The sequence below is a fragment of the Pseudoalteromonas sp. JB197 genome (assembly GCF_002332205.1).
In the GTDB taxonomy this organism is placed as follows: domain Bacteria; phylum Pseudomonadota; class Gammaproteobacteria; order Enterobacterales; family Alteromonadaceae; genus Pseudoalteromonas; species Pseudoalteromonas nigrifaciens.
Genome location: NZ_NRGZ01000001.1, coordinates 3126498 through 3150262, shown reverse-complemented (window position 1 = coordinate 3150262; position 23765 = coordinate 3126498). Strand labels below are relative to the sequence as shown.

30 protein-coding genes are annotated in these 23765 nt (G+C 41.0%); 11 read left to right on the top strand and 19 right to left on the bottom strand.

Annotated features, from left to right (window positions below; translation table 11 throughout):
- Window positions 1-2 precede the first annotated feature (2 nt).
- The 14 genes from rpsM to CIK86_RS14690 form a co-directional block, all read right to left on the bottom strand.
- Window positions 3-359: a 30S ribosomal protein S13 gene (rpsM, locus tag CIK86_RS14755; RefSeq protein ID WP_006794252.1), complete on the bottom strand. Its 357-nt coding sequence runs from the start codon at window positions 357-359 to the stop codon at window positions 3-5.
- A 124-nt stretch (window positions 360-483) separates the two neighbouring features.
- Window positions 484-597 (bottom strand): 50S ribosomal protein L36, encoded by a 114-nt coding sequence (gene rpmJ / locus CIK86_RS14750; RefSeq protein ID WP_002959476.1) that lies wholly within the window; start codon window positions 595-597, stop codon window positions 484-486.
- Window positions 598-619: 22 nt separating this feature from the next.
- Complete coding sequence (gene secY / locus CIK86_RS14745) at window positions 620-1948, bottom strand: preprotein translocase subunit SecY (RefSeq protein WP_011329439.1); 1329 nt, start codon at window positions 1946-1948, stop codon at window positions 620-622.
- 10 nt (window positions 1949-1958) lie between these two features.
- A complete protein-coding gene (gene rplO / locus CIK86_RS14740; protein ID WP_011329440.1) occupies window positions 1959-2393 on the bottom strand; it encodes a 50S ribosomal protein L15 in 435 nt (144 codons plus the stop codon).
- A 4-nt stretch (window positions 2394-2397) separates the two neighbouring features.
- Window positions 2398-2580 (bottom strand): 50S ribosomal protein L30, encoded by a 183-nt coding sequence (gene rpmD, locus CIK86_RS14735; protein ID WP_011329441.1) that lies wholly within the window; start codon window positions 2578-2580, stop codon window positions 2398-2400.
- Between the two features lie 2 nt (window positions 2581-2582).
- Window positions 2583-3089, bottom strand: coding sequence for a 30S ribosomal protein S5 (gene rpsE, locus CIK86_RS14730; protein ID WP_011329442.1), 507 nt, complete (start codon window positions 3087-3089; stop codon window positions 2583-2585).
- Between the two features lie 9 nt (window positions 3090-3098).
- A complete protein-coding gene (rplR, locus tag CIK86_RS14725; RefSeq protein WP_011329443.1) occupies window positions 3099-3449 on the bottom strand; it encodes a 50S ribosomal protein L18 in 351 nt (116 codons plus the stop codon).
- Between the two features lie 9 nt (window positions 3450-3458).
- A complete protein-coding gene (gene rplF, locus CIK86_RS14720) occupies window positions 3459-3992 on the bottom strand; it encodes a 50S ribosomal protein L6 (protein WP_011329444.1) in 534 nt (177 codons plus the stop codon).
- A gap of 13 nt (window positions 3993-4005) precedes the next feature.
- Entirely contained in the window at window positions 4006-4398 is a 393-nt protein-coding gene (rpsH, locus tag CIK86_RS14715; RefSeq protein WP_011329445.1) for a 30S ribosomal protein S8, read from the bottom strand.
- Window positions 4399-4419: 21 nt separating this feature from the next.
- Window positions 4420-4725, bottom strand: coding sequence for a 30S ribosomal protein S14 (gene rpsN / locus CIK86_RS14710; RefSeq protein ID WP_011329446.1), 306 nt, complete (start codon window positions 4723-4725; stop codon window positions 4420-4422).
- Window positions 4726-4735: 10 nt separating this feature from the next.
- Complete coding sequence (gene rplE / locus CIK86_RS14705) at window positions 4736-5275, bottom strand: 50S ribosomal protein L5 (RefSeq protein WP_011329447.1); 540 nt, start codon at window positions 5273-5275, stop codon at window positions 4736-4738.
- A 16-nt stretch (window positions 5276-5291) separates the two neighbouring features.
- On the bottom strand, window positions 5292-5606 hold the full coding sequence (gene rplX / locus CIK86_RS14700) for a 50S ribosomal protein L24 (RefSeq protein WP_011329448.1): 315 nt from the start codon (window positions 5604-5606) through the stop codon (window positions 5292-5294).
- A gap of 10 nt (window positions 5607-5616) precedes the next feature.
- Window positions 5617-5985 (bottom strand): 50S ribosomal protein L14, encoded by a 369-nt coding sequence (gene rplN, locus CIK86_RS14695; protein WP_011329449.1) that lies wholly within the window; start codon window positions 5983-5985, stop codon window positions 5617-5619.
- A gap of 272 nt (window positions 5986-6257) precedes the next feature.
- Window positions 6258-8207: an AsmA family protein gene (locus tag CIK86_RS14690; protein ID WP_086998966.1), complete on the bottom strand. Its 1950-nt coding sequence runs from the start codon at window positions 8205-8207 to the stop codon at window positions 6258-6260.
- Window positions 8208-8631: 424 nt separating this feature from the next.
- Here CIK86_RS14690 and CIK86_RS14685 point away from each other — a divergent pair, with 424 nt between their 5' ends.
- From CIK86_RS14685 to CIK86_RS14650, 8 genes are all read left to right on the top strand, one after another.
- Window positions 8632-9795, top strand: coding sequence for a hypothetical protein (locus tag CIK86_RS14685; protein WP_086998963.1), 1164 nt, complete (start codon window positions 8632-8634; stop codon window positions 9793-9795).
- 265 nt (window positions 9796-10060) lie between these two features.
- A complete protein-coding gene (locus CIK86_RS14680; protein ID WP_086998960.1) occupies window positions 10061-10738 on the top strand; it encodes a TorF family putative porin in 678 nt (225 codons plus the stop codon).
- A gap of 186 nt (window positions 10739-10924) precedes the next feature.
- Window positions 10925-11638: a YIP1 family protein gene (locus CIK86_RS14675; RefSeq protein ID WP_011329454.1), complete on the top strand. Its 714-nt coding sequence runs from the start codon at window positions 10925-10927 to the stop codon at window positions 11636-11638.
- A 54-nt stretch (window positions 11639-11692) separates the two neighbouring features.
- On the top strand, window positions 11693-12856 hold the full coding sequence (locus CIK86_RS14670; protein ID WP_086998957.1) for an efflux RND transporter periplasmic adaptor subunit: 1164 nt from the start codon (window positions 11693-11695) through the stop codon (window positions 12854-12856).
- Window positions 12856-13563 (top strand): ABC transporter ATP-binding protein, encoded by a 708-nt coding sequence (locus CIK86_RS14665; RefSeq protein ID WP_086998955.1) that lies wholly within the window; start codon window positions 12856-12858, stop codon window positions 13561-13563. Before CIK86_RS14670 ends, CIK86_RS14665 begins: the two co-directional genes overlap by 1 nt.
- Window positions 13556-14794, top strand: coding sequence for an ABC transporter permease (locus CIK86_RS14660; protein ID WP_086998952.1), 1239 nt, complete (start codon window positions 13556-13558; stop codon window positions 14792-14794). Before CIK86_RS14665 ends, CIK86_RS14660 begins: the two co-directional genes overlap by 8 nt.
- Window positions 14795-14988: 194 nt before the next feature.
- A complete protein-coding gene (locus CIK86_RS14655; protein ID WP_086998950.1) occupies window positions 14989-15843 on the top strand; it encodes an endonuclease/exonuclease/phosphatase family protein in 855 nt (284 codons plus the stop codon).
- A gap of 1 nt (window position 15844) precedes the next feature.
- Window positions 15845-16240, top strand: a complete 396-nt coding sequence (locus CIK86_RS14650) for a YfeK family protein (RefSeq protein WP_254910770.1) — start codon at window positions 15845-15847, stop codon at window positions 16238-16240.
- Window positions 16241-16283: 43 nt separating this feature from the next.
- Here CIK86_RS14650 and CIK86_RS14645 read toward each other — a convergent pair whose 3' ends face one another.
- From CIK86_RS14645 to CIK86_RS14635, 3 genes are read right to left on the bottom strand one after another with little or no spacing between them, the layout of a single operon-like run.
- Window positions 16284-17369: a sporulation protein YqfD gene (locus tag CIK86_RS14645; RefSeq protein WP_086998947.1), complete on the bottom strand. Its 1086-nt coding sequence runs from the start codon at window positions 17367-17369 to the stop codon at window positions 16284-16286.
- Window positions 17359-20643 (bottom strand): efflux RND transporter permease subunit, encoded by a 3285-nt coding sequence (locus tag CIK86_RS14640; protein ID WP_086998944.1) that lies wholly within the window; start codon window positions 20641-20643, stop codon window positions 17359-17361. The genes CIK86_RS14645 and CIK86_RS14640 overlap by 11 nt, the downstream gene beginning before the upstream one ends.
- 4 nt (window positions 20644-20647) lie before the next feature.
- The gene (locus CIK86_RS14635; protein ID WP_011329463.1) at window positions 20648-20950 is read right to left on the bottom strand and encodes a metalloregulator ArsR/SmtB family transcription factor; all 303 of its coding nucleotides are present in this window, start codon (window positions 20948-20950) and stop codon (window positions 20648-20650) included.
- Between the two features lie 129 nt (window positions 20951-21079).
- On the opposite strand from CIK86_RS14635, the gene CIK86_RS14630 reads away from it, so the two are divergent.
- The 3 genes from CIK86_RS14630 (at window position 21080) to CIK86_RS14620 (ending at window position 22738) form a co-directional block, all read left to right on the top strand.
- Entirely contained in the window at window positions 21080-21268 is a 189-nt protein-coding gene (locus tag CIK86_RS14630) for a DUF2892 domain-containing protein (RefSeq protein WP_086998941.1), read from the top strand.
- A 3-nt stretch (window positions 21269-21271) separates the two neighbouring features.
- Window positions 21272-21616, top strand: a complete 345-nt coding sequence (locus CIK86_RS14625) for a rhodanese-like domain-containing protein (protein ID WP_011329465.1) — start codon at window positions 21272-21274, stop codon at window positions 21614-21616.
- Between the two features lie 384 nt (window positions 21617-22000).
- The gene (locus tag CIK86_RS14620; protein WP_086998938.1) at window positions 22001-22738 is read left to right on the top strand and encodes a MipA/OmpV family protein; all 738 of its coding nucleotides are present in this window, start codon (window positions 22001-22003) and stop codon (window positions 22736-22738) included.
- Window positions 22739-22845: 107 nt separating this feature from the next.
- On the opposite strand, the gene CIK86_RS14615 is transcribed toward CIK86_RS14620, so the two are convergent.
- On the bottom strand, window positions 22846-23463 hold the full coding sequence (locus CIK86_RS14615; RefSeq protein ID WP_011329468.1) for a LysE family translocator: 618 nt from the start codon (window positions 23461-23463) through the stop codon (window positions 22846-22848).
- Between the two features lie 10 nt (window positions 23464-23473).
- The gene (locus tag CIK86_RS14610) at window positions 23474-23659 is read right to left on the bottom strand and encodes a hypothetical protein (RefSeq protein ID WP_041454610.1); all 186 of its coding nucleotides are present in this window, start codon (window positions 23657-23659) and stop codon (window positions 23474-23476) included.
- Between the last annotated feature and the right edge of the window lie 106 nt (window positions 23660-23765).

The following is a 23765-nucleotide window of genomic DNA, read 5'->3' as shown; positions in this document are numbered from 1 at the left end:
CCTTATCGCTTAATAGGCTTACGAGGACCCTTACGGGTACGCGCGTTAGTCTTAGTTCTTTGACCACGTAGTGGTAAAGAGCGACGGTGACGTAGGCCACGATAACAACCAAGGTCCATTAGGCGCTTGATATTTAAAGTAACTTCACGACGAAGATCACCTTCAACGGTGTACTTGCCAACTGCATCACGCAATACGTCAAGAGTTTCGTCTGAAAGTTCACCGATTTTTGTGGTCTCGGCGATACCAGTCGCTGCTAAGATAGCCTTAGAGCGAGTCTTACCTATGCCATAAATAGCTGTTAAACCAATAACTGCATGTTTATGATCAGGGACGTTAATGCCAGCAATACGGGCCACTAACACATCTCCTATATTCGAATTTGGTAATCATCTGTTTGAAGAGCCCGTAAGGATACTCAAACGAAGACCAAATCACTACTAAAAACACAGGCCGAGAAAACTCAGCCTGCACGCTGTTTACTTAACCTTGCCTTTGCTTATGCTTAGGCTCACTGCAAATTACGCGTACTACACCAGCACGTTTAATAACTTTACAGTTACGGCATATTTTCTTAACGGAAGCACGTACTTTCATTGCTCAACTCCGTAAACTGACCTTATCGACCATAGCCTTTAAGGTTCGCTTTTTTCAGCACAGAATCATACTGATGAGACATCAGGTGAGTCTGTACTTGTGCCATAAAGTCCATGATAACAACTACGATAATCAAAATTGATGTACCGCCGAAGTAGAATGGCGTTTGCCATGCCATTGTCATGAATTCAGGCACCAGACAGATAAAGGTTATATACAAAGCACCTGCCAATGTCAGGCGTGTCATCACTTTATCAATGTATTTAGATGTCTGCTCACCTGGACGAATACCTGGGATAAATGCGCCAGATTTCTTCAGGTTATCTGCTGTTTCACGTGGGTTAAACACCAACGCTGTGTAGAAAAAGCAGAAGAAGATGATAGCTGCTGCTAAAACCATTGCATACAATGGCTGACCTGGGGTCAACGTTGTAGCTATAGCTTGTAACACATCAGCGACCGGACCTTCACCCTGGCCGAACCAGCTGGCAATTGTACCAGGGAACAGAATTATACTGCTAGCGAAAATTGGTGGAATAACACCCGCCATATTTACTTTTAGTGGTAAATGCGTGCTTTGGGCAGCAAATACTTGACGACCTTGTTGGCGTTTAGCGTAGTTAACAACAATACGTCGTTGGCCACGTTCAAAAAACACTACAAGATAAGTAACAGCGAATACGATTACCGCAACCATCAACAGTACAAAAACATTCAAATCACCTTGGCGCGCCATTTCAGCTGTCGAACCAATAGCAGACGGCAGGTTAGCTACAATACCAACAAATATTAAAACAGAGATACCGTTACCAATACCACGTTCTGTTATTTGTTCGCCCAACCACATAAGGAACATAGTACCAGTCACTAAACTCACCACTGCGGTGAAATAGAAACCCATACCAGGGTTAACAACTAACCCTTCCATCATGCCCGGTAAGCTTGTGGCAATACCGATTGATTGGATAGTAGCAAGCACAAGCGTGCCATAGCGTGTGTACTGGCTAATTTTTTTACGCCCTTGCTCACCTTCTTTCTTAAGCTCTATAAACGGAGGATACATATGCGTTAATAGTTGCGTAATAATCGAAGCCGAGATATACGGCATAATACCCAGTGCTAACACTGAAGCTCGCTCAAGCGCACCACCGCTAAACATGTTGAACATCTCAACAATGGTGCCCTTTTGTTGCTCGAAGAAATCGGCAAGTACAGCGGCGTCAATCCCAGGGATCGGCACAAATGAACCTAGACGGTATATAATGATAGCACCTAATACGAAGAGTAATCGGCGCTTCAATTCCGAAAGTCCACCTTGTGCACTTTGCATATCTTGACCTGGTTTAGCCATTAGTACTTCCTTAGTCTTCTACCTTGCCTCCGGCAGCTTCGATAGCTTCGCGTGCACCTTTAGTGGCTCTAAGGCCCTTAACGGTAACAGCGCGTGAAACTTCGCCAGATTTAACAACTTTAACGAACAAAACGTTCTTTTTAACTAGACCAGCTGCTTGTAACGCGCTTAGGTCTACCACATCGCCTTCTACTTTAGCGATTTCGTATAGGTTTATTTCTGCAGATACTAATGATTTGCGAGAAGTGAAACCGAACTTAGGTAGACGACGTTGCATAGGCATTTGACCGCCTTCGAAACCAACGCGTACTTTACCGCCAGAACGTGATTTTTGACCTTTGTGACCACGGCCACCAGTCTTACCAAGACCAGAACCGATACCACGACCAACACGTTTTGGAGCAGTTTTTGAACCTGCAGCAGGTGAAAGTGTATTCAAATGCATGAAATTAACCCTCTACCTTAACCATGTAAGAAACCTGGTTTATCATACCACGTACACATGCTGTGTCTTCTAACTCAACAGTGTGGTTGATACGACGTAAACCAAGACCGCGTAATGTAGCTTTATGTTTCGGTAAACGACCGATAGAGCTTTTTACTTGTGTTACTTTTACAGTTTGATTTGCCATGGTTACCCCAGTATCTCGTCTATGCGAAGACCACGTTTAGCAGCAATCGACTGAGGAGAATTCATATTCTCAAGAGCAGAGATTGTTGCACGCACTACGTTGATTGGGTTAGTAGAACCGTAACATTTAGAAAGTACGTTCTGCACACCAGTCACTTCTAGTACCGCACGCATTGCACCACCAGCGATGATACCAGTACCTTCAGAGGCTGGTTTCATAAACACTTGTGAGCCAGCATGACGTCCTTTAACAGGATGCTGTAATGTGTTGCCATTTAGGTCTACATTGATCATATTGCGACGTGCTTTTTCCATTGCTTTTTGAATAGCAGCTGGAACTTCACGTGCTTTACCATAACCAAAACCTACTTTACCTGCGCCATCACCAACTACTGTTAGTGCTGTAAAGCTAAAGATACGACCACCTTTAACTACTTTAGACACACGGTTCACCGCGATTAGCTTTTCAGCTAGATCAGGCTGTTGTTGCTTTGCTTCTACGTTAGCCATTGTCTACTCCTAGAATTGCAAACCGGCTTCACGCGCAGCATCAGCTAGCGCCTTCACACGGCCGTGATATTTAAAGCCACTACGATCAAAAGCAATCTTTTCGATGCCTTTGTCAGCCGCACGTTCAGCAACCGCTTTACCAACTGCTTGCGCAGCTGCAACGTTGCCGGTGCCTTTAACTGTTTCGCAAATAGCTTTTTCAACAGTAGAAGCAGCAGCCAGTACAGTACCCTCAGCAGTAACTACTTGAGCGTATATGTGACGTGGCGTGCGGTGGATAACAAGACGCGTTGTGCCTTGTTCAATATAATTTCTACGAGTGCGTTTAGCACGACGTAGACGAGCTGTTTTTTTATCCATCGTCTTACCTTACTTCTTCTTAGCCTCTTTACGGCGCACATTCTCATCTGAATAACGAACACCCTTGCCTTTATATGGCTCAGGTTTACGGTATGCACGAATGTTAGCAGCTGTTTGACCAACTAACTGCTTATCTACGCCCTTAACTAGAACTTCTGTTTGGCTTGGAGTTTCAATCGTAATTCCTTCAGGAACTGCGAAATGAACTGGGTGCGAGAAACCAAGAGTTAAATCTAATGTTTTACCCTTAGCTGCTGCACGGTAACCAACGCCTACTAACTGAAGTTTCTTCTCGTAACCTTCATGCGTACCAACAATCATATTGTTGATTAGAGCGCGAGCAGTACCTGCTTGAGCCCATGCATCTGTTACGCCTTCACGAGGTAAAGTTGTAATAACGTTTTCTTCAACTTTTACTTCAACAGCGTTGTTGATAGTACGAGTTAATTCACCGTTTTTGCCTTTAACTGTGATTTCCTGGCCTTTTAATGTAACTTCTACACCGGCAGGAACACTAATTGGTGCCTTTGCTATGCGAGACATAGTTCCCCTCCGATTAAGCTACAAAACCAATGATTTCACCACCAACGCCTGCACTACGTGCTGCGCGGTCTGTCATTAGGCCTTTAGAAGTTGATACGATAGCGATACCTAGACCACCCATTACCTTTGGTAATTCGTCACGTCTCTTATAGATACGTAAACCAGGGCGGCTAACACGCTGGATATTTTCAATAACAGCTTTGCCTTCGAAGTACTTCAATTCGATAGAAAGCTCAGGTTTTACGTCGCCATTGATTGCGAAATCAGCGATGTAACCTTCATTTTTTAATACTTTAGCTACTGCTACTTTCAGTTTTGAATTAGGCATCGTTACAGATACTTTCTTCGCTGACTGACCGTTACGGATTCGTGTAAACAAATCCGCGATAGGATCTTGCAAGCTCATAGTCTTACTCCCGTGATTCTTTTACCAGCTAGCTTTTTTAAGGCCAGGAATTTCACCGCGCATAGCTGCTTCGCGAACTTTAATACGGCTCATGCCGAATTTGCGAAGGAAACCATGTGGGCGGCCCGTAATGTTACAACGATTACGCTGACGTACAGGGCTAGAATCACGTGGTAAAGCTTGTAGCTTAAGTACCGCGTCCCAACGATCATCTTCAGATGTATTAACATCACTGATGATAGCTTTTAGTGCTGTGCGCTTTTCAGCGAACTGAGCAACTAGTTTTGTGCGCTTTGCTTCGCGCGCTTTCATAGAATTCTTTGCCATAACCCTACCCTTATTTCTTGAATGGGAAGTTAAACGCTTCTAACAACGCACGGCCTTCCTCATCAGATTTCGCAGAAGTAGTGATAGTAATATCCATACCGCGTACACGGTCTACTTTATCGTAATCGATTTCTGGGAAGATGATTTGTTCACGTACGCCCATGCTGTAGTTGCCACGTCCATCAAAAGACTTAGCACTTACGCCACGGAAGTCGCGAATACGTGGGATAGCGATTGATACCAAACGCTCAAAAAAGTCCCACATACGTTCGCCACGTAGGGTTACTTTACAACCTATCGGGTAACCTTCACGCACTTTGAAGCCAGCAACAGATTTGCGTGCTTTAGTGATTAGAGGTTTCTGACCAGAGATTGCAGCTAGATCCGCAACAGCGTTATCTAGAATTTTCTTGTCAGCTAGGGCTTCGCCCACGCCCATATTCAATGTGATCTTTTCGATCAGAGGGACTTGCATGACAGAGCTGAAACCAAACTTCTCTTGAAGTTCAGCTACTACTTTGTCTTTATATACTTCATGCAGTTTCGCCATCATTCTACTCCAACTATTAAATAGTTTTACCAGTAGATTTAAAGATACGTAATTTCTTACCATCTTCAATCTTGAAACCTACACGATCTGCTTTACTCGTTTCCGAGTTGTAGATCGCAACGTTTGATACGTCGATAGACGCTTCTTTCTCAACAATACCGCCAGGCTGGTTCAATTGTGGAACCGGCTTTTGGTGCTTTTTGATCAAGTTTATGCCTTCGACAAATAATCTTCCAGATTCAGTAACAACTGAAAGCACTTTTCCGCGCTTACCTTTGTCTTTACCTGCTAGAACGATTACTTCGTCATCACGACGGATTTTTGCTGCCATGATAGACTCCTTACAGTACTTCTGGGGCTAGTGAAACGATTTTCATGAACTTATCATTACGAAGTTCACGAGTCACAGGGCCGAAGATACGAGTACCAATAGGCTGCAAGTTATCATTTAAGATAACAGCTGCATTGCTATCGAAACGGATCAAAGAACCGTCTGGACGACGAACGCCTTTTTTGGTGCGCACAACTACCGCGTTTTTAACATCACCTTTCTTCACTTTACCGCGAGGAATAGCTTCTTTTACAGAAACTTTAATGATGTCGCCAATCGCTGCATAGCGACGGTGAGAACCACCAAGGACTTTTATACACTGCACTTTGCGAGCGCCGCTGTTATCAGCAACTTCCAGCTGAGTTTGCATTTGGATCATGTTAATGACCTCCGGTGTAGTAATTACAACTTGTCTTAAATTCGTTTAAAATCAAGACATTTCGATTGAAATCCACTCAAAAAACAAGCTAGTTGTCTCTTAAGGGCGGGCAATTGTACCAGCATTACGGGGGGAGCGGTAGGTTATTTTTTAATTAATTATGAGGGAAAGCTAATTAATATTGAGTAATTACGGCTATCTAGCTATTTTACATATGGTTACAAAACAAACAAGGCACTATCTTAGTGCCTTGTAGATTATTTATCAGGGTTTTAGCCAAACAAACCTTTCAATTTATCTTTAAGTTTGTCTTTTGCTTTTTCTTTGAGCTTTTCTTTTGCTTCTTCTTTAAGCGCATTACCAAAATCAAGCTTAATGCCTACATCATGGAATGGCCCTTTAATACGCAGTGGTATTTTAAAGCCGGTACTATCATCGGTTGTACCCTGCCCCTCAATAGAACCGACTATACCGGTTACTAGTCGGTAATTAATAATAGTATTAGGTAAATCCACATCACCTTCGCCTGAAATACGGATCAGTGGGCTGATTAACGACAGGTCGTTATTATGGCCCACCCCATTAGTAAACTTAAAGCTACCCGTTAATGCAGAGAAGTCGGTTTGCTGTGACTTATCAAAGCCAGTATCTAGTCCTTCTGATACAGCCCCTACATTACCTTTAAGCAACTCTTTACCTTTGCGAATCATTTCAGCTATATTTGCGCCTTGTACTGCGCCATTAGCAAACTCAAACCCTAACTCACCATTAAGTGCGTTAACAAACTCTTTTTGGCTTTCCCCATTTGTGGTTAAGTTCCAATTTAATGAGCCATTACCCATTAATTTATCAAATCCTGCGGCATCGGTTAATAACGGTTGTGCATCAATACCTGCCAAATCAAAATTAGTGGTTATTTTATAAGGTATTTGCTGGGCATTAATATTAATTGCCCCTTTCCCTGTTCCCTCATAGGCTGCAAAGTTATCTAAGCTTAATTTAGCGACACTATTTTTTAACGCTACTGTAAATTGGTTTGCACCGAGTTTAATATCGTTAGCTTTTAAACCGCTTGAGCGTATTACTACATTAGCATCAAGCGTATTTAAGGCACTTAAGTCTATTTTAGTGTCGTCCCATACAATAGGCTCTGCTGGTTTAGTTTCGTCTGTAGTTGGCTGCTCTTTTTTAGCTACGGCTTCTGGTAAGTATGGGTTTAAGTCAAGCATACCTAAGTCAATGTTTGCCATTACAGCAAGTCGTTTACCTAAATTAAGCTCACTTTTACCTTTTATTTGCAGTGCATCTAATGTGGCAATAAGCTCTTCAAGCTTAAATTGCTCACCCGCTAAATGCATTTTGCCATTTACACTAAAAGCATTAAAGGCGTTATCTTTGGCGTTTAACTCTACACCTTGCCATTTGGCTATATTTTTTACCGAGTCTCCACTTAGCGCTAACTGACCTTTTATATCTTGGCCTTGTTTAGCAATAGTTCCCTCAAAGGTTAAATCAACTAAACGTGAATCTAAACTCTGCTGAATATTAAAAGTAGTGCCTTCGATCGCTTTTGCTGGCGTATCTAGTTTTACATCAAGCTCAAAGCGCTCTTGCATGTAAGTTATTGCGCCTTTTACTTCTAATGTTTTACGCAGTGATGGAAGTAAAATAGCCAGTTCTAAATCACTTATTTGCTGTTTAACCCCGGTTTTACCATCTAAATAAGTAAAGGTACCACCATAAATGGCAACTTCCCCTAGCTCAATGTCAAAGTTCTCAGGTAATTTTATAGCTTCCGCAGATCCTGTTTGCTCTTTAGGCTGCTCAGCTACCGCATCAAATAGCTGCCAGTTAGCTTTACCGTTTTTATCGGTCTCTAATAAAATATCAGGCTCGTTAATAACAAACTTATCGAGTTTAAATTCACCATCTAATAGCGATAGCCAAGGGATGTGTACTGCAAGCTGCTGCATACTTGCCATATCGGCGCGAGAGCCCGATTTCATGTTGGCAAAATGTACATCATTAAGTTCTAATTTTAATGCAGGAAATACACTCAGCGTTTTATCGCCTTTAATAGTTAATGTACGTCCTGTGGTTTGTTCTACCTGCTCAGAGACTTTATTAAAAATAGCATCAGTAGGAATTAAAAAGGGTGCTGCAACGATAAGTGCAATACATAACAGCAGTATTACACCTATAATTTTAAATAAGGTTTTCATGATCGTCCTTTCAAATGTGCAAATAATACTCATATCATAGCGAGAGTTATCACTAAAATCATTGTCAGTACTAAAAAAAATAACTTTCAACTAATTTATTTTTTAATGATGAATCTACGCGCTAATAATATCAACACTATTTAAATATTAACAAACAACACATGATCGCTTTATAAAAAACAACAAATCATTACTTTTCAACAAGTAAGACATGAAAAACACACTGTCGTATGATTTTCAAACAATCTAAACTAATTGAGTTTTCGTCACTTAAGTTAACTATTTTATTGTTTTAATAAATTAATAATTATGAGCACTTTAACTGTTGTATTCTTAAGGCTTGTATATGCCCCTGTTGTTATTGCAAGATTTGCGCTAAAATAGACCAGCTAAAAAATGCATCTAACTCGAGGTTCTACAAGGCATGAAAAAACTGCTAATTTCACCGTCACAAATGTCGCTAGGCGAGCAAGAAAACCAAATATACCAAAACATTCTGAAGCAATCCTCAGAACTCAGCCTAAATCTAATGGCCGTGAAAGTAGAAAACCACCCAGATGATTTTTTACTTTGGTGCTATGAACTGCTTAACGCAAGCAAAGATCGTATGAATTACGACTTGCTAGAGCCGCAACAGTTACCAGTACTAAAAAAACTGCACGACCAACTTATTTCTGCTATTAGCTTTTTACAAGTTAAAACGTTACGTGTAGCGCCTTGGCCTGTAGTAACTACATTTATTGAGCAGCACAAAGATCTTATTGCACTTGATGAGCAGCTTCGCTTAACAAGCTACATTGCAAGCATTCGCCCGCAATCACTTAAAGATATGATCCCAGAAGACTTACTTGCGTTTAGTGGTAAGCACATGGCATCGCTTGATCCAAGCACTTACAACTTTGATGTTGAATGGTTTGCATCAACTAAAAGCGCTAAAGCGTTTCATCAACTACTGGCTGATATGCCTGATGCGTTTGATGATGCACTTAGCAATATTCCGTTGGAAGGTAATATTACTCATTATGAGTACCAGCAATTTGTTGCTGCTTACTTAAAAGCTTTTAGCGATGGTAACGAAAAGCCAACGCTCGCTCCAGCAACTCGCTTATTAGCGATGCGTCGTCCTGACGTATTTACTCCTATTAGCAATAATAGATTAGATGCTTTATGTGGCGCACTGGGTGTTAGCAAGCTAAAAAACACTGACTTTGAGCGTTACTGGCAAGACATAGTACAGAAAATTCAAACTCTGTCTTGGTTTAAAATGGCTAAAGCAGACAACGAATTAGAAGAGCAGCTGGTAAGCATTAAAGCGCTTATTCCGTGCTTTTTTTACTATGCAGACACCACAACAGCCGATAGCTCTAATTACATCAAGCTGCTAAGCAAGCCAAAGCGCAGTACTTCAGGTACAGGTAAAACTAAGCGTAGAGGTAAAGAATCTGCAGAAATTTTAGTAGACCGTGCACTTGCAGCTGACGATATTCCTGAGCATATTCGTAGCAAACGTGATTCTATTATTAATGAAGTACAAAAAGGTCGTGGAGTTAACGAAACAATTAGCTTAATGCGTACTATTTTTGGTTAATTATTAATAACTAACCTAGCAGCGCCGATTTGGTGCAGCTAGGTTAATTTATGCACCACAAATGTAAAACCCCTTAAAATCTTATCTCTGCACCTCTCCCTCTACTAATTATAAGCTATTGTTTTAAAACACCTAAAATCATATTCACTGCAATAAAGTGAAGCTGGCATACCCCGTGCAATCTTCTTTTCTGTTAAATAATAAAATGCTGCCAAGCTATAAGCCTCAAAGCTTTGGCATGCAATCATATAACAGGAACTAAAACATGCTAAAACTACAAAAAGTCATAACAATAACAGCACTCTCTTTAGTTAGTGTCGCATCAACAGCAGCCTATGCTGAAGTAACCGCTAATGCGGCAGCAACATCAAACTATTTATGGCGCGGACAAGAACAAACCAGTGGTGATGCTGCCATTTCAGGCGGCATTGACTACACCAACGAGTCTGGTTTTTATGCCGGTGCTTGGGCATCAAATGCCTCTTGGGCCGATGAGATGACCTATGAATTAGACTTGTATGCAGGCTTTGGTGGCGCTATTAATGAAAGCGTGAGCTACGATGTTGGTTACATTTATTATGCATACCCAGATGCAGCTTCCACGGCTCATGCTGACTTTTCTGAGATTTACGGCAGTATAAGTGTAAAAGGCTTCACCTTTGGTGCTGCTGTATTAGCAACCTCTGCAGCAAGTGGTGACGGTACAGACTTTGCTGACTCACTTTACCTAACGGCAGATTATGCTTTTGCTGTTGGCAATAACGGCACCGAAATAGCATTTCATTTAGGCCACTACTCTGGTGATTTTATAGGTGATGACAATATTATTGATTATGGCATAGCAGTATCTAAAGATGGTTTCACTTTTGGTTTATCTGATACCGATATAGATGGCTCTGACGTAAAAGCCTATGTTGCTTATTCAGTAGACTTTACACTTTAAAAATTACACTGTAATTGCTGCAACCCAAGAGCCGAAAGGCTCTTTTTTAGTTTTAGCAGCATAAATAACCTGGCCACTAAACAAACTACGTTAACAAACCGTTACAATAAAATAATCACCTTATCCTCATTTTGCCTTATGCTATAGCCAGTAATTCCCCCCAAATTAGGTTATTAAGGAATAATAATGAAGTCACCTAACGCGCTAAGCGCACTAATCGATATTTATATCAGCCCAAGTAAAGCGTTTAATGGTATAGAGCAAGCAAAAGGCTGGTCATGGTTGGCCCTTATTTGTATAGCAGTTGCCACCGCCGCGAGTATGTTTGTTTTTTATAATAGTGTTGATATACAGTTTTTAATTAATGAGCAAGTAGCCGTTTCAAGTGTTGATGCCACTATTGGCGAGCAAAAAATGATTCGTCAAGCGATTGAACAAAATGCCCCAAACCAAATGTGGTTTGGCATGATCGGCGGTATTATTGGCATAGTAATAATGAATGCTTTAGTTGCACTTTATTATATGCTGATAGCTAAACTCGATCCTAACTCACAACATAGTTACGGTGCTTGGTATGGCTTTTCATTATGGACAATGATGCCTACGGTTATTTCAAGCCTTGGCACTATCGCCTTAGTATTAATGGCCAACACAGATCAAATTTCGCAACAAGCGGTGTTTAGTTACGCTTCTATCAATCAGCTCATTGTTGGGCTTGATGCCACACATACTTTTTATACCTTACTAGAATCAATTAACCTGTTCACTATTTGGAGCATTGCGCTGGGCATGGTTGGACTAAAATGCTGGACTAATTTCTCAACTAATAAAGCACTGCTGTTTGCAGCCTTACCAAGTATTATTATTTTTAGTGTTTGGGCGATTATAGCCGCACTTTAATTATTATGCAGAGGCAAGTTAGCCTCTGCACATTTTCACTCACGGACCGATAAAATGAAAAAAGCCATTATCATCACACTCGCTATTGCCGCTTTTATAGCGTTAATTGTATCAAAACAAATTTCTGGTGATAAAAAACAGCCCGAGGTAAATATCGCCCATATTGAACTAGGCAATATTGCCGACTCAATAATGGCGTCTGGTAACTTAGTATTTAATACTCAAGTTCAGCTGCGCTCTGAAGTTACCGGCCGAGTAGATAAAGTATTTGTCGAAGAAGGCCAAAGTGTAAAACAAGGCGATATTTTAATGCGCCTTGATACCACTGCATTTGAATCTGAAGTAACCCGCAATAAAGCGCTACTACGTGCCACCGAAATAGAAATTAAACATAGCCAAATTCGCTTAGTTAACTTTGAGCGCCAACTAAAAAGACAAAAAGAGCTTTACGATGTCGGTTTGGGCAACGAAGAGGCCTATGAAAATCTAGCAAGTGCCCGCGACTTAGCCAAAATAGATATTGAATCTCGTAAAGAGTCGTTTAACCAAGCTCATGCGTCGTTGCAAATTGCCCAAGATCGGTTAAATAAAAGTGTTTTTAAAGCGCCTATGAGTGGCCTATTGGCTTCGGTTAATATTAAAGAAGGCGAAACGGTTATTGCCGGAACGACCAATATAATAGGCTCTGATTTAATGCTGGTTGCTGACCCCAGTGCTATTTTAGCTGAGTTGCGGGTTGATGAAACCGACATAGCCAGTATTAAACTCCACCAAAAAGCAAATATTTATGCCGCTGCTTATCCTAATAATCCTTTTACTGGCACAGTAATAAACATTGGTACCTCGGCTAAAAATCAGCCTGGCTCACAAGGGTTATCATTTAAGGTAAAAGTATTACTCGATGCTACCGATCGTCAACTATATGCCGGAATGAGCTGTAGAGCAGAAATTGCCACCAGCGTTGCCGAAAATGGTTTAAAGTTACCAATAGAAGCAATTCAAAAACAAGACGACAGCACCTTTGTTTGGCGCCTAAATAACGACAACAGCGTTAGTAAAGTAACCGTAACTGTTGGTATATCATCAGATATTGAACAAGCAATTACCGAGGGGCTCAATGAAGGTGACAAAATAGTTATTGGCCCGGCTCGCCCTATTAGTACTTTAAAAGAAGGCGACACAGTAAAAGTAAAAGCCGCTGCGAAGGAAAACAACTAATGACTGCGGTGATCAAGCTTGAGTATATTAATAAACAATACAAAATGGGCGCTGAGATATTTAAAGCACTTGATGATGTAAACATTAGCATTATGCCCAATGAATATGTGGCCATTATTGGCCCCTCAGGATCTGGCAAGTCTACCCTAATGAATTTGTTAGGCTGCTTAGATACCCCCACCAGCGGCGAGTATTATTTAAAAGATAAGTTAGTAAAAAGTATGACCGAAACCGAGCTTGCGCACCAACGCAACGAAAGCGTCGGATTTATATTTCAAAGCTTTAACTTATTACCACGCGCATCGGCGCTAGAAAATGTAATGCAGCCTTTAGTTTACCGCTTTACCCCTAGCAAACAACGCAAACAGCAAGCCCTTGAGGCGCTAAAGCGCGTGGGCTTAGCCGACAAAGTAAATCACTTATCAAGCCAGCTGTCGGGCGGGCAACGTCAACGAGTTGCTATTGCTCGTGCTTTAGTCACTAAACCGCATATATTATTAGGTGATGAGCCAACCGGTAACTTAGACAGTAAAACCACCCGCGAAATTATGGCCTTATTTGATGAGCTGCATAACGAAGGGCATACCATTATTTTGGTTACACATGAGCAAGAAATTGCCGACCACTGTCAGCGGGTAATTCGCTTAGTGGATGGTAAAGTAGTGAGTGACGTAACTAAAAACCAAGGAGCAAGGCAGCATGTTTAAACTTGCACTGGCCACTATGGAAGGCACTAAAGCCGCATTTTCGGCAATTAAAGCAAATGCTATGCGCTCTGCCCTCACCTGTTTAGGTATTATTATTGGCGTGGCCGCAGTAGTAACTGTGGTTGCTGTAATGCAAGGCTTTACCAAGCAAATAAACGATCAGTTCGCTGATATGTCGCCCGATGTAACTACTATTAAGGCGTATACCAGTATTGAGCTAGAAATGGTTGGTAAAAATGCAAAACTTAGCTACGACGATTTTTTAACCTTAAAAGCACGAGTAAAAGAAGCAGAAACACTCACCGCACTAATGTTTACTTGGCGTTTTTCGGGCGGAGCTGAGTATGGTAATAAAAGTCATTCATCGCGGGTTATGGGTACTGAGCAAGACTATCAAAAAGCATACCGTACCTACCCCGATCTAGGCCGTTTTATTCGCGCTGAAGACGACGAAAAACGCCGCCGCGTAGCTTTTATTGGGCCGTCAATTATCGAAAAATTAAACTTACCCAGCAATCCGGTAGGCGAATACATAAAGCTAGGTGGCGAATGGTTTAGAATTATTGGTGTAGCCGAAAAACAAGGTAGCTTTTTGGGCTTTGATCAAGACGATTATATTAATATTCCCATTAGCACTATGAGTGCGTTAGAGGGAGGCAATACGCAAAGTAATGTACAAATTATGTTTAGGCTTGAAGACAACGCTAACGAAGAGCAGGTACTAGCAAAAATTACTCGTATACTGCGCCAGTTACATAAACTTAAAGACGGCGACGACAATGACTTTGAATTTGAAACTGCTGAAAAAGCCCGCGCCCAAGTAGATAAATTTACCGGTAGTGCCACTGCCATAACCGCAGGTATTGTTGGTATTAGCTTATTAGTTGGTGGCATAGGTGTAATGAATATTATGTTAGTGTCGGTAACTGAGCGCACCCGCGTGATTGGCACCCTTAAAGCGCTAGGCGCTACACCCGGCTTTATAATGTTGCAGTTTTTAGTTGAGGCTGTGGTGTTATCGCTATTTGGCGGGTTGATTGGACTTGCCATTGGTTATGGCGCAGCGGGGCTTATTTCGTTTATGGTTCCTAGCATGCCAGATGCGTATATTCCGGCATGGGCGGTAATGTTGTCGTTTGGTTTTACTTCATTAATTGGCATGGTGTTTGGTTTAGCCCCAGCCATTAAAGCCGCCAGGCTCAACCCTATAGATGCACTGCGTTACGAGTAACAACAGCATTGTAGTTGCTTACAAGGATGTAAGCCAAGTACATAATTAACACAGTGATTAAAACTCCCTTTAAACTTCAAGCACAAAGTATTACCCTACTTAAACATCACTTAAAAAATGAACTTTTAACGCTTAAACCACCCAAAGTACACACTATTGATATTGCTCACGGCTAATTTTAAATAAGGTATTAAATGCACAAAAAGCTAATACGTTGCATTATTGCTGCATGCTCTTTTTTAACTATAAACTCTAGCTTGGCGCTAGCACAACTAAACCCATCAGATGAAGCGCAAGGTATAACCGAAACCGCATATACTCCTCTGCGTTGTAATCAGCAACTACAGGCAAGTAGGCAAAAAACATACAGCCGTAAGTTTATTGTTCCTCAACAAGCTAGGTTACTCTCATGGAATATTTATAAGGCACAAAACCAAGGCCTATATAAAGATTTAACTCACCTTAATGAAACTGCTGATATTGTTTTATTACAAGAGGCTATTGTAGATACACGCCTTACTAGCCTTAAACCTTTTTGGCGTTTTTCGCCCGGTTATAAAAGTGGCAATGTACAATCTGGTGTAATGACGCTTAGCCGCTGGCCTGCAACTGTACATTGTACTTTTATTCATAAAGAGCCATGGTTACGAAGCCCAAAAGCAACTAACATTGTTGAATATGCAATGGCTAACCAACAACGCTTATTGAGCGTTAATTTGCACGGCATTAACTTTACGTTTGGTACTAAAGCCTACGCGCAACAGTTACAAGCCAGTATAAAAATAATGCAACAACACAAAGGGCCAATTCTTTTTGCGGGCGATTTAAACGCATGGAGCGATGCACGCCAAAAGCTAGTTAATGACGCGCTGACTAAACTGGGCCTTAAAGAAGCTATATACGTAGATGACAAGCGTACAAAAGCATTTGGTTTAGCCCTGGATCAAGTGTGGGCTCGTGGTGTTGTTATTTCTGATACTTTAGTAAGCGAATATACCAGTTCTGATCACAACCCTATTTTAGCCACTTTAAAAATTGATGATGTATAACATGAAAAAAACTCGTATTTATTCTGCTTGGCTACTGGCCATATTATTCACCTTTTTTAGCCAAACAAGCCTAGCTGCACCCCCAAAACAATTACCTAATCGAGAACCCGACCAAGAAGTGCAGTATTTAATTACCTTTATTAGCAACAGCAACGCCACTTTTATCCGCAATGGCGATGAGCATACTAGCAAAGAAGCCGCCGAGCATTTAGCCATGAAATACCGTAAAGCTAAACGTTATGCAAAAACAGCCGACGACTTTATTAATAATCTAGCTAGTAAAAGTTCATGGAGTGGTAAAGCCTACACGGTAATTTTAAGCAGTGGTGCTAAGTTAACCGCAAATAGCTGGCTAACCAATGAGCTAATACGATTTAGAAACACAAAAAAGCCGTAGTAAATACGGCTCTCTAAAGCTATCAATAATAACAAGCTAAGCGTTACCTAGCTGTATGCGCTAAGTTAGGTAAGTAATCTACCGCTAGAATATCGCCGGGGTTAAGCCCAGTAACTACATGCTGCTTTGCGCCAATTATTTCACCTAAGCGCACAAACCGGCGTTCTATTTGCTCATTGTCACTATTAATCACATACAGCATAGTTAATTGGCCAAACTCATGTATCCAGCTACTATCTAGCAATATTCCTTGTTCATCGGGTAATACTAACTCTAATTGCGCATACAAGCCGGGCATTACCCCTACAGAAGAGTCAAAGTCTAAGCGAATTAACAAACTACGTGAGCCGCTATCGGCAACCGGAACTATTTCGGCCACTGTGGCTGGCGAGGTTAAATTAAGCGCAGGCAGCTTTATGGTTAAACTTTGCCCTAACTGCAATTTAACCGCTTGCATTTCTCGCACACTAAACTCAACTTGTAGCTGCTGCGGGTTATATAATCCCAATAAAGCCTGCCCAGGCGTAGCTGTATCACCAGGTTCGACTAACCGCTCTACTACAACCCCCGAAATAGGCGCTGTAATACGAGTGTAACTCAGCGCAACTTTGGCTTGTGTTTGCTGCTGCTTAGCGGCAATTAAATTGGCCGATAAACTATCAAAATTTGCCTTCGCATTATCTAACTCACTTAACGATACTAAGCCTTGCGCATACACACTTTCAATTCGCTTAAGTTGCTTTGTAGCTTGGGTTAATGCGGCTTGAATAGCATTAATTTGCGCCTCACTTTGTGCTAATTGCGCTTTAAAGTCATCTTGTTGTAAGGTAATGAGTAAATCACCTTTGGTTACTTTATCGCCCGCGCGTACACTTAAACGCTCAACTTGCGCCATAACTCGCGATGAAATTTGGGTATTTTGTTTCGCAATAATACTGCCTGGCACCCATTCACTACGGGATATTTTTTGTAGTAAAACCGTTTCCCGCTTACCGTGGTAATTGTTAGCGTTGGTCGTTTTTAAACCAGCAACTTGCTTATTTGAAAAGCTGCCCGCCATATACAATACGGCGCCTACTACCACTAATAAAGCGAGTAACGAGCCAACTAGTTTTGATTTACCTTGCATGCGTTTCTCCCGCAGTGGTTTCTGTGTTTGCAAATACTAAGTAATAAACAAGCGGCACTACAAATAACGAAAACAACGTTGATGCCACAATGCCAAAAATAATCGCAATTGCTAAGCCACTAAATACCGGATCTAGTGTAATCACTAAGTTACCTAATAATGTAGTGCCTGCGGTTAGTAGTACGGGGCGCATGCGCACTGTTCCTGCTGCAATTAACGCTGCTTTTATTGCCATACCTTGGGCGCGTGCTTGATTAATAAACTCAACTAAAATAAGTGAATTACGCACCACAATACCCGCCAAGGCAATCATGCCTATCATCGCAGTAGCGGTAAATAAAACCGGCTCGGGAGCTGATGCAATACTGCGCTCACCAAACTGATTAAGTAACCAAAAACCAGGCATAATACCAATAACAGTGAGTGGTATTGCCGACATAATAATAAGCGACAAGCTTACTGAGCGTGTTTGTAGCCGTAAAATAATAAAAATGGCGCTAAGTGCAAATGCAAAGGCAATCCCCATATCTCTAAATACATCTATGGTAATACGCCACTCTCCTTCACCGCTAAATGTTACTTGCGTACCTGGCGGTAATTGCCAAGGTGCGGTGCCACCATTATTAAAAAAGTGCCGCGCTAACCAAGGCGTTTTTACAAAATCGTCTGTTGATATATTTAAATCAGCAGTTACATCGGCAATTATTGCTGCGGGAGTTCTACCATTTAGCTCTGCCATAACATAAATAACTTCGCGCTGATCTTTGCGCATAATAGTTTGCGCTACATTTAATTGAGTAAACTCTCCAAGCTCAGAAAGCGCAACTAAAGGCCGCGGCGCACTGCTTAAGCCAAATTTACTCGCATTTTTAGCTATGTCTCTGTCGCCCCTTAGTTGTAATGCTAGCAATTGTGCAAATTGATTGCGTTCGCTATAAGATAGCTGCAGTTTTATTGGCACAGGCTGAGTTTCGTTGCTGACATAAAGCTGCCCAACCGTTTGCCCTTGTGACGCTATGCTAAGTGTTTGCGTGATATTTTCGGTAGATATAGCACTATGCGCCGCTTTCGTTTTATCAGTAATAAAACGCTGCAAAGGGGCTGCTGCAACCATTGAAGTATCAACCTCTACCACATGAGGTTCTTGTTTTAAGCGCGTTGCAACTTGCTCTGCGGCTAAATAATGCGTTTGCCTATCAATAAATGTATCTCGATAAACCTCTGCCACTAAAGTACTTAACACCGGCGGCCCTGGCGGCACTTCAACTACTTTAATCACTATGCCGTTATTTACTAATGGTGCTAACTGTTTACGCAAACGCATTACCACCGCATGAGATTGATGCTCGCGCGCTGTTTTATCTAGTAGTAGCACTCTTAGTTCAGCTAAGTTCGGTGCTTCTCGTCGGTAATAACCGCGTACCATACCATTAAAGTCCATACTTGAAGGCTGGCCTACATAAGTGGCTATTTCACTTACCTCGGTTAATTGCCATGTGAGCGTTTGCACTTGTCGGGTAAAAGCAGCTGTTTGCTCTAAATTAGTGCCCTCTGGCATATCAATAAGTACTTGTAGTTCATTTTTATTATCAAACGGTAATAACTTCAGCGGTACTAATCGCATCACAGGTAACATGGCGCTAATAATAAATAACGCAAGCGTGATCCACAGTACCCATTTAGCACGTGGTTTTGAGGCCAGTAAGGGGGTTAGTAAGCGCTCGTAAAGGCTCGTTTTGTTATTTGCTTGATCGGGCTCTTCACTATTAGGTTTTAGTAATTTCATGGCAAGCCATGGGGTTACAAAAAACGCCACTAATGTTGATACCATAACACTCACAGGTACGTTAAATGCCATTGGCGCCATATAAGGCCCCATCATTCCAGTAATAAAAGCCAGTGGAATAAATGCCACCATAATAGTTAGGGTCGACATTAATAGTGCGGTGCGAATTTCGCTCATTGCATTCACAATTTGCTGTTTTTTATCACCCTTTTTATTTATAAAACGGCTGATGTTATCTATACCTGTGATCGGATCATCAACCAGTAACCCCAAAGATAAAATTAACGCAAATAAGGTCACTCGGTTAATTGTGTAACCAAAGGCAAAATCAAGCGAGAGCGTAATGCCATAACAAATGGGTACAGCAAGTCCAACTACTATTGCCGGGCGCCAACCTAAAAATACGCCCACAAATATAACCACAGTAAATACTGCAAACACTAAGCTTGAGGCTAAATTATTTACTTTTTCGTCGGCGGTTTGGCCGTAATCTCGCAGTACTGAGTACGTTATTTCTGCTGGTAGTAACCTTGTTTTTAGCTCTGCCATCATGGCATGTACATCGCTTGCCAACGCTACAGCATTAGTGCCTGCTTGTTTGGCAATACTCAGCGTTACCATAGGGTAATGCTGTTGCTCATTTGACTGCGCCAGCCATTGATAGCTTTGCGCCTCAGCGGGGCCATCACTAACCTGGGCTACATCGGTTAAATAAACACTTTTACCATTAACAACATTAACGACTAGTTGTTCTATCGCTGTTTTAGTTCTTAATACATCGCCCGCTTGCAAAATTATTTGCTGCTGGGCATTTACCACGCTACCTACCTCGGTGAGTTGATTAGATACACTAAGCGCATAATAAACATCACTTAATGTGGTTTGGTGTGCAGCCAAAGCGGTGGCATTTAAATTAACGGTAATGGCGCGGTTACGCCCCGCAATTACTTTTACTTCGCTCGTGTGTTCAATTCGTTGTAAATTATTGGCTATTTCGTTTGCAAAGCGGGTTAATTCATAATCACTATAAAGCTTAGGATCCTTGCTATATAACCCAAGCATAACAATAGGCACATCATTTACTTCTACTGGGCGTATTTGCCAGCTTTTAATAATAGGAGTCATAGTATGTTGATAGCTATAGAGCTTGGCGTAGGTATCGAGTATGGCTTGTTCGCGATCGTGCCCTACCTCAAAGCGCAAAGTAACCACAGCACGACTACTTTGCGTAGTTGAATATATATGTTTTACACCACTAAGTTGCGCCAATAACTTTTCTAATGGCTCGGTGACTAACCTAGCAACTTCAGGGGCTTCTACATTAGGTGCCGACACATAAATGTCGAGCATAGGTACCACTATTTGTGGCTCTTCCTCACGCGGCGTTTGCTGTAAAGCAAATAACCCACACAGTACCGACAACACAAAAATAATAATTGGTACGCGGCCACTTAAACTGCTTTTTACAGCGTTATCTATAGCGTTCATTGTGTTATTCCTTACAAAACAACCCATATAAAGTTGCCAGCAGTGTTACAGCATCTTTATCAATAACACGATAATAAATTGTTTGGCTTTCGCGTCGAGTAGCCACTATATTTGCTTTACGCAATGCAGCTAAATGCTGAGAGAGTGCCGATTGTGCAAGAGGTACAGCTTCATTTAACTGCGACACGTTCATTTCGGTGTCTTGTAAGGAGCATAAAATCATTAAGCGATTTTTATTGGCTAAGATTTTTAATAATTTCTCTGCTTTTTCTACGTTGGCAGCCATGGCAGTAAAGTCAATATTCATACTGTGCTCTTATACTTAATTTGTTAGTAAGTATAGGTTGCTAGAACAGCCATGTCTAACATTAGATCTTGCTAATGTATAAAAACCTAATATAGTAGCTATACATACTCATTAAAATGACCGACTATAATGAAGCTTAATAATGCACTGCGCTTAATTGCTGGCATCATGATTATTATCTCTGTTTTATTACAAAGCTTTCATGACCCACGCTGGATATGGTTTACTGTATTTATAGCACTAAATCTAATGCAATCAGCTTTTACCTGCTGGTGCCCAATGATCACACTATTACGCAAACTTGGCGTTAAGGAATAACAAATGCTTACATCTATTCCCGACTTATTAAAAACAATTATCCCTAATCAGCGCCGTATTGGTGCACAACAGGCAAAACAAGAGCTTGAGGGCAACAAAGGGTTACTTATCGATGTACGCGAACCAGCAGAGCATGCAAATAAAGCGGCTGTTGGCGCGATAAATATCCCTCGTGGTTTACTCGAAATGAAATTAATGGAAATCGAAAAAGACGCTACACGGCCAATTTATTTACACTGTGCCAGTGCAGCCCGCGCTACTCTTGGCGCCGAAGCACTCACTCGCGTTGGCTACGAAAATGTAACTGTGATCACTTGTAATGCCGAAGAGATTTGTAGCGTTTTTTAAATTTAGTGCTTTTTCACCCTAGCATTTGCTCAATGTTTTTACGCTGTAGGTGATACCCGAATTAGCTATAGCTTTATGCTTGATTGCTTTAAGCTATAGTTACTTGCTGCGCTGTGAGGTTATCTTTTTGAGTTAAGATTACTTTGCGTAATTCTCTAGCGTTCACCAAAGCAAGTAACGACACCAATTCCCCTTCTCCCGACGGCCCCGCAATTTAAAAGCTCAACCTATACAAAGGTTACCTAATCCTTTATTGCATTTACATCGATACAAACTTTCATACATTAACTTACAACCATTTTTGGGCTATTAGCTATACAATATTTACCTTAGATCATAAATCAATTTATAACTTAAATAGTTAAGGTAATTATGAATACGTACATGACAAACAGTTTACGAGTGTTAGTAACTGCATTAATTTTCACAGCATCTGCTGCTAATGCTGAGTCGCGTTGGTCGGTTGCAGGCGGGGTGATTTCTGTAGAGTCGCCATATGCAGATACCGATAATAAAACACTCGGGTTACCTATGATCAACTATACAGGCGAGCGATTAACCCTTAAAGGATACATGCTTGATTATAAATTGCTTGGTGATGAAGGTTTAAATTGGTCAGTTATTCTTGAGCCTGGACAATTTTTTGACTCTACAGATTCTGATAATATTGCTATTAAAGCATTAAATGAGCGTAAAATGTCACTATACGCTGGTACAAAGGTAAGTTACGCTGCCAGTTTTGGCCGCGTTAGCGCAAGTGTATCTCATGATATATTGGGCAACGGTGATGGCGCTAAGTTTAAAACCGACTACAGCTACCCAGTTAAGTTAACAAAAGAGCTAATGTTAGCGCCTTTCGTTGGGGTTGAAATTAATAGTAGCCAGTTATCAAACTATTATTACGGTGTGGCTGAGGGCGAATCTAGCACTTTTGATGCATACGAGCTTAGCTCTACGGTTAACTATAATATTGGCTTGTTAGCAACATACAAAATCAATAAAAACTTAAATATTAACGCCTTAGTTAAATATCATCAGCTAGATGCTGATATTGAAGACTCGCCTATTATAGACACCGACAATCTCACGACTGCAATGATGTCTATCACTTATCACTTTTAATTAATAACTTTACCGAGCACCTAGTTGTGCTCGTTTTTTAACGCTCACTCAACACCATTGTTAACTCTGTTTATAGGTATTTATATAGCCATAAATAGCAGCAATAGCTAAACACTCACTACTACTTTTATAGCTAAAGCAATAAATACCGCACCTAACACTTTATCTAGCCATGGGTTTTGTTTAGTAAAACCAAAGCGATTTTTAGAAACCTCAGTTAACAGTGCCACCAGTAAATACCAGCCGGTATCAATTACAAATACCGTTAAGCACATAATAATACCAATGCTGAGAGTAAGATTTTGCGGGTCAATAAATTGCGAAAATAAGGCTAAAAAGAAGATAGCGAGTTTGGGGTTTAAAAATGCAATTGCAAAGCCATCTTGTAGCGCCTTTAATGCACTTACTTCACTCTTTTGTACTTGTAGCTCATTATTACTAGGTTTAGCCAGCAGTATTTTAATTCCCAAGTAAGCTAAATATGCTGCTCCTAAATAGACTAATAATTGATAAACATTAGGAAACTGCACCATTAAGGCACCTAAACCGAGTAAAGATGCAGCTGCATACAATCCTACTCCTACGCCATGGCTCAATGCCGCAAGCATACCGTTTTTCATCCCACCGCTTAGCGTATGCTTTAATACCACAGCCAAGCTAGGACCAGGCGACATTGCGCCCATTATGCAAACTAACGCTAAACTTAGCCAAACAGATAAAACCATTAATCACCCTTTATAATTCATTATTTTCTATTAATAAGGCATAAGCCGTTATTTGCCCTTGAAAGCCCGTTGCTGTTGTTACGCTAATAACTCGCCATCCATCTTGATTTAATTGGTAAATACGCTCATTCAATGCATCTAAATCTATAGCGTGGCTAAAAAATCCACGCTTTTTAAATTCCACTATTTTTTGCATTGTTTATTATCCGTTTTATTTGTCATCACTTATCCTTGCTGATTATTTTTAGCACTATTGAATTTTAGTTTACAGACGCCATATATAAAGCTCAATCATTAAAAAG

What these genes read in the sequence shown, in the direction of transcription:
- rplX (WP_011329448.1), bottom strand. Translation starts at nt 5,606, where the DNA reads ATGGCAGCAAAAATCCGTCGTGATGACGAAGTAATCGTTCTAGCAGGT.
- CIK86_RS14635 (WP_011329463.1), bottom strand. Translation starts at nt 20,950, where the DNA reads ATGAATATTGACTTTACTGCCATGGCTGCCAACGTAGAAAAAGCAGAG.
- CIK86_RS14625 (WP_011329465.1), top strand. Translation starts at nt 21,272, where the DNA reads ATGCTTACATCTATTCCCGACTTATTAAAAACAATTATCCCTAATCAG.
- CIK86_RS14610 (WP_041454610.1), bottom strand. Translation starts at nt 23,659, where the DNA reads ATGCAAAAAATAGTGGAATTTAAAAAGCGTGGATTTTTTAGCCACGCT.
- CIK86_RS14660 (WP_086998952.1), top strand. Translation starts at nt 13,556, where the DNA reads ATGTTTAAACTTGCACTGGCCACTATGGAAGGCACTAAAGCCGCATTT.
- rplE (WP_011329447.1), bottom strand. Translation starts at nt 5,275, where the DNA reads ATGGCGAAACTGCATGAAGTATATAAAGACAAAGTAGTAGCTGAACTT.
- secY (WP_011329439.1), bottom strand. Translation starts at nt 1,948, where the DNA reads ATGGCTAAACCAGGTCAAGATATGCAAAGTGCACAAGGTGGACTTTCG.
- rpmD (WP_011329441.1), bottom strand. Translation starts at nt 2,580, where the DNA reads ATGGCAAATCAAACTGTAAAAGTAACACAAGTAAAAAGCTCTATCGGT.
- CIK86_RS14620 (WP_086998938.1), top strand. Translation starts at nt 22,001, where the DNA reads ATGACAAACAGTTTACGAGTGTTAGTAACTGCATTAATTTTCACAGCA.
- CIK86_RS14680 (WP_086998960.1), top strand. Translation starts at nt 10,061, where the DNA reads ATGCTAAAACTACAAAAAGTCATAACAATAACAGCACTCTCTTTAGTT.
- CIK86_RS14630 (WP_086998941.1), top strand. Translation starts at nt 21,080, where the DNA reads ATGAAGCTTAATAATGCACTGCGCTTAATTGCTGGCATCATGATTATT.
- CIK86_RS14685 (WP_086998963.1), top strand. Translation starts at nt 8,632, where the DNA reads ATGAAAAAACTGCTAATTTCACCGTCACAAATGTCGCTAGGCGAGCAA.
- CIK86_RS14690 (WP_086998966.1), bottom strand. Translation starts at nt 8,207, where the DNA reads ATGAAAACCTTATTTAAAATTATAGGTGTAATACTGCTGTTATGTATT.
- rpmJ (WP_002959476.1), bottom strand. Translation starts at nt 597, where the DNA reads ATGAAAGTACGTGCTTCCGTTAAGAAAATATGCCGTAACTGTAAAGTT.
- CIK86_RS14640 (WP_086998944.1), bottom strand. Translation starts at nt 20,643, where the DNA reads ATGAACGCTATAGATAACGCTGTAAAAAGCAGTTTAAGTGGCCGCGTA.
- rpsE (WP_011329442.1), bottom strand. Translation starts at nt 3,089, where the DNA reads ATGGCTAACGTAGAAGCAAAGCAACAACAGCCTGATCTAGCTGAAAAG.
- rplO (WP_011329440.1), bottom strand. Translation starts at nt 2,393, where the DNA reads ATGCATTTGAATACACTTTCACCTGCTGCAGGTTCAAAAACTGCTCCA.
- CIK86_RS14650 (WP_254910770.1), top strand. Translation starts at nt 15,845, where the DNA reads ATGAAAAAAACTCGTATTTATTCTGCTTGGCTACTGGCCATATTATTC.
- rpsN (WP_011329446.1), bottom strand. Translation starts at nt 4,725, where the DNA reads ATGGCAAAGAATTCTATGAAAGCGCGCGAAGCAAAGCGCACAAAACTA.
- rpsH (WP_011329445.1), bottom strand. Translation starts at nt 4,398, where the DNA reads ATGAGCTTGCAAGATCCTATCGCGGATTTGTTTACACGAATCCGTAAC.
- CIK86_RS14675 (WP_011329454.1), top strand. Translation starts at nt 10,925, where the DNA reads ATGAAGTCACCTAACGCGCTAAGCGCACTAATCGATATTTATATCAGC.
- CIK86_RS14670 (WP_086998957.1), top strand. Translation starts at nt 11,693, where the DNA reads ATGAAAAAAGCCATTATCATCACACTCGCTATTGCCGCTTTTATAGCG.
- rplF (WP_011329444.1), bottom strand. Translation starts at nt 3,992, where the DNA reads ATGTCTCGCATAGCAAAGGCACCAATTAGTGTTCCTGCCGGTGTAGAA.
- rplR (WP_011329443.1), bottom strand. Translation starts at nt 3,449, where the DNA reads ATGGATAAAAAAACAGCTCGTCTACGTCGTGCTAAACGCACTCGTAGA.
- CIK86_RS14655 (WP_086998950.1), top strand. Translation starts at nt 14,989, where the DNA reads ATGCACAAAAAGCTAATACGTTGCATTATTGCTGCATGCTCTTTTTTA.
- CIK86_RS14615 (WP_011329468.1), bottom strand. Translation starts at nt 23,463, where the DNA reads ATGGTTTTATCTGTTTGGCTAAGTTTAGCGTTAGTTTGCATAATGGGC.
- rplN (WP_011329449.1), bottom strand. Translation starts at nt 5,985, where the DNA reads ATGATCCAAATGCAAACTCAGCTGGAAGTTGCTGATAACAGCGGCGCT.
- CIK86_RS14645 (WP_086998947.1), bottom strand. Translation starts at nt 17,369, where the DNA reads ATGCAAGGTAAATCAAAACTAGTTGGCTCGTTACTCGCTTTATTAGTG.
- CIK86_RS14665 (WP_086998955.1), top strand. Translation starts at nt 12,856, where the DNA reads ATGACTGCGGTGATCAAGCTTGAGTATATTAATAAACAATACAAAATG.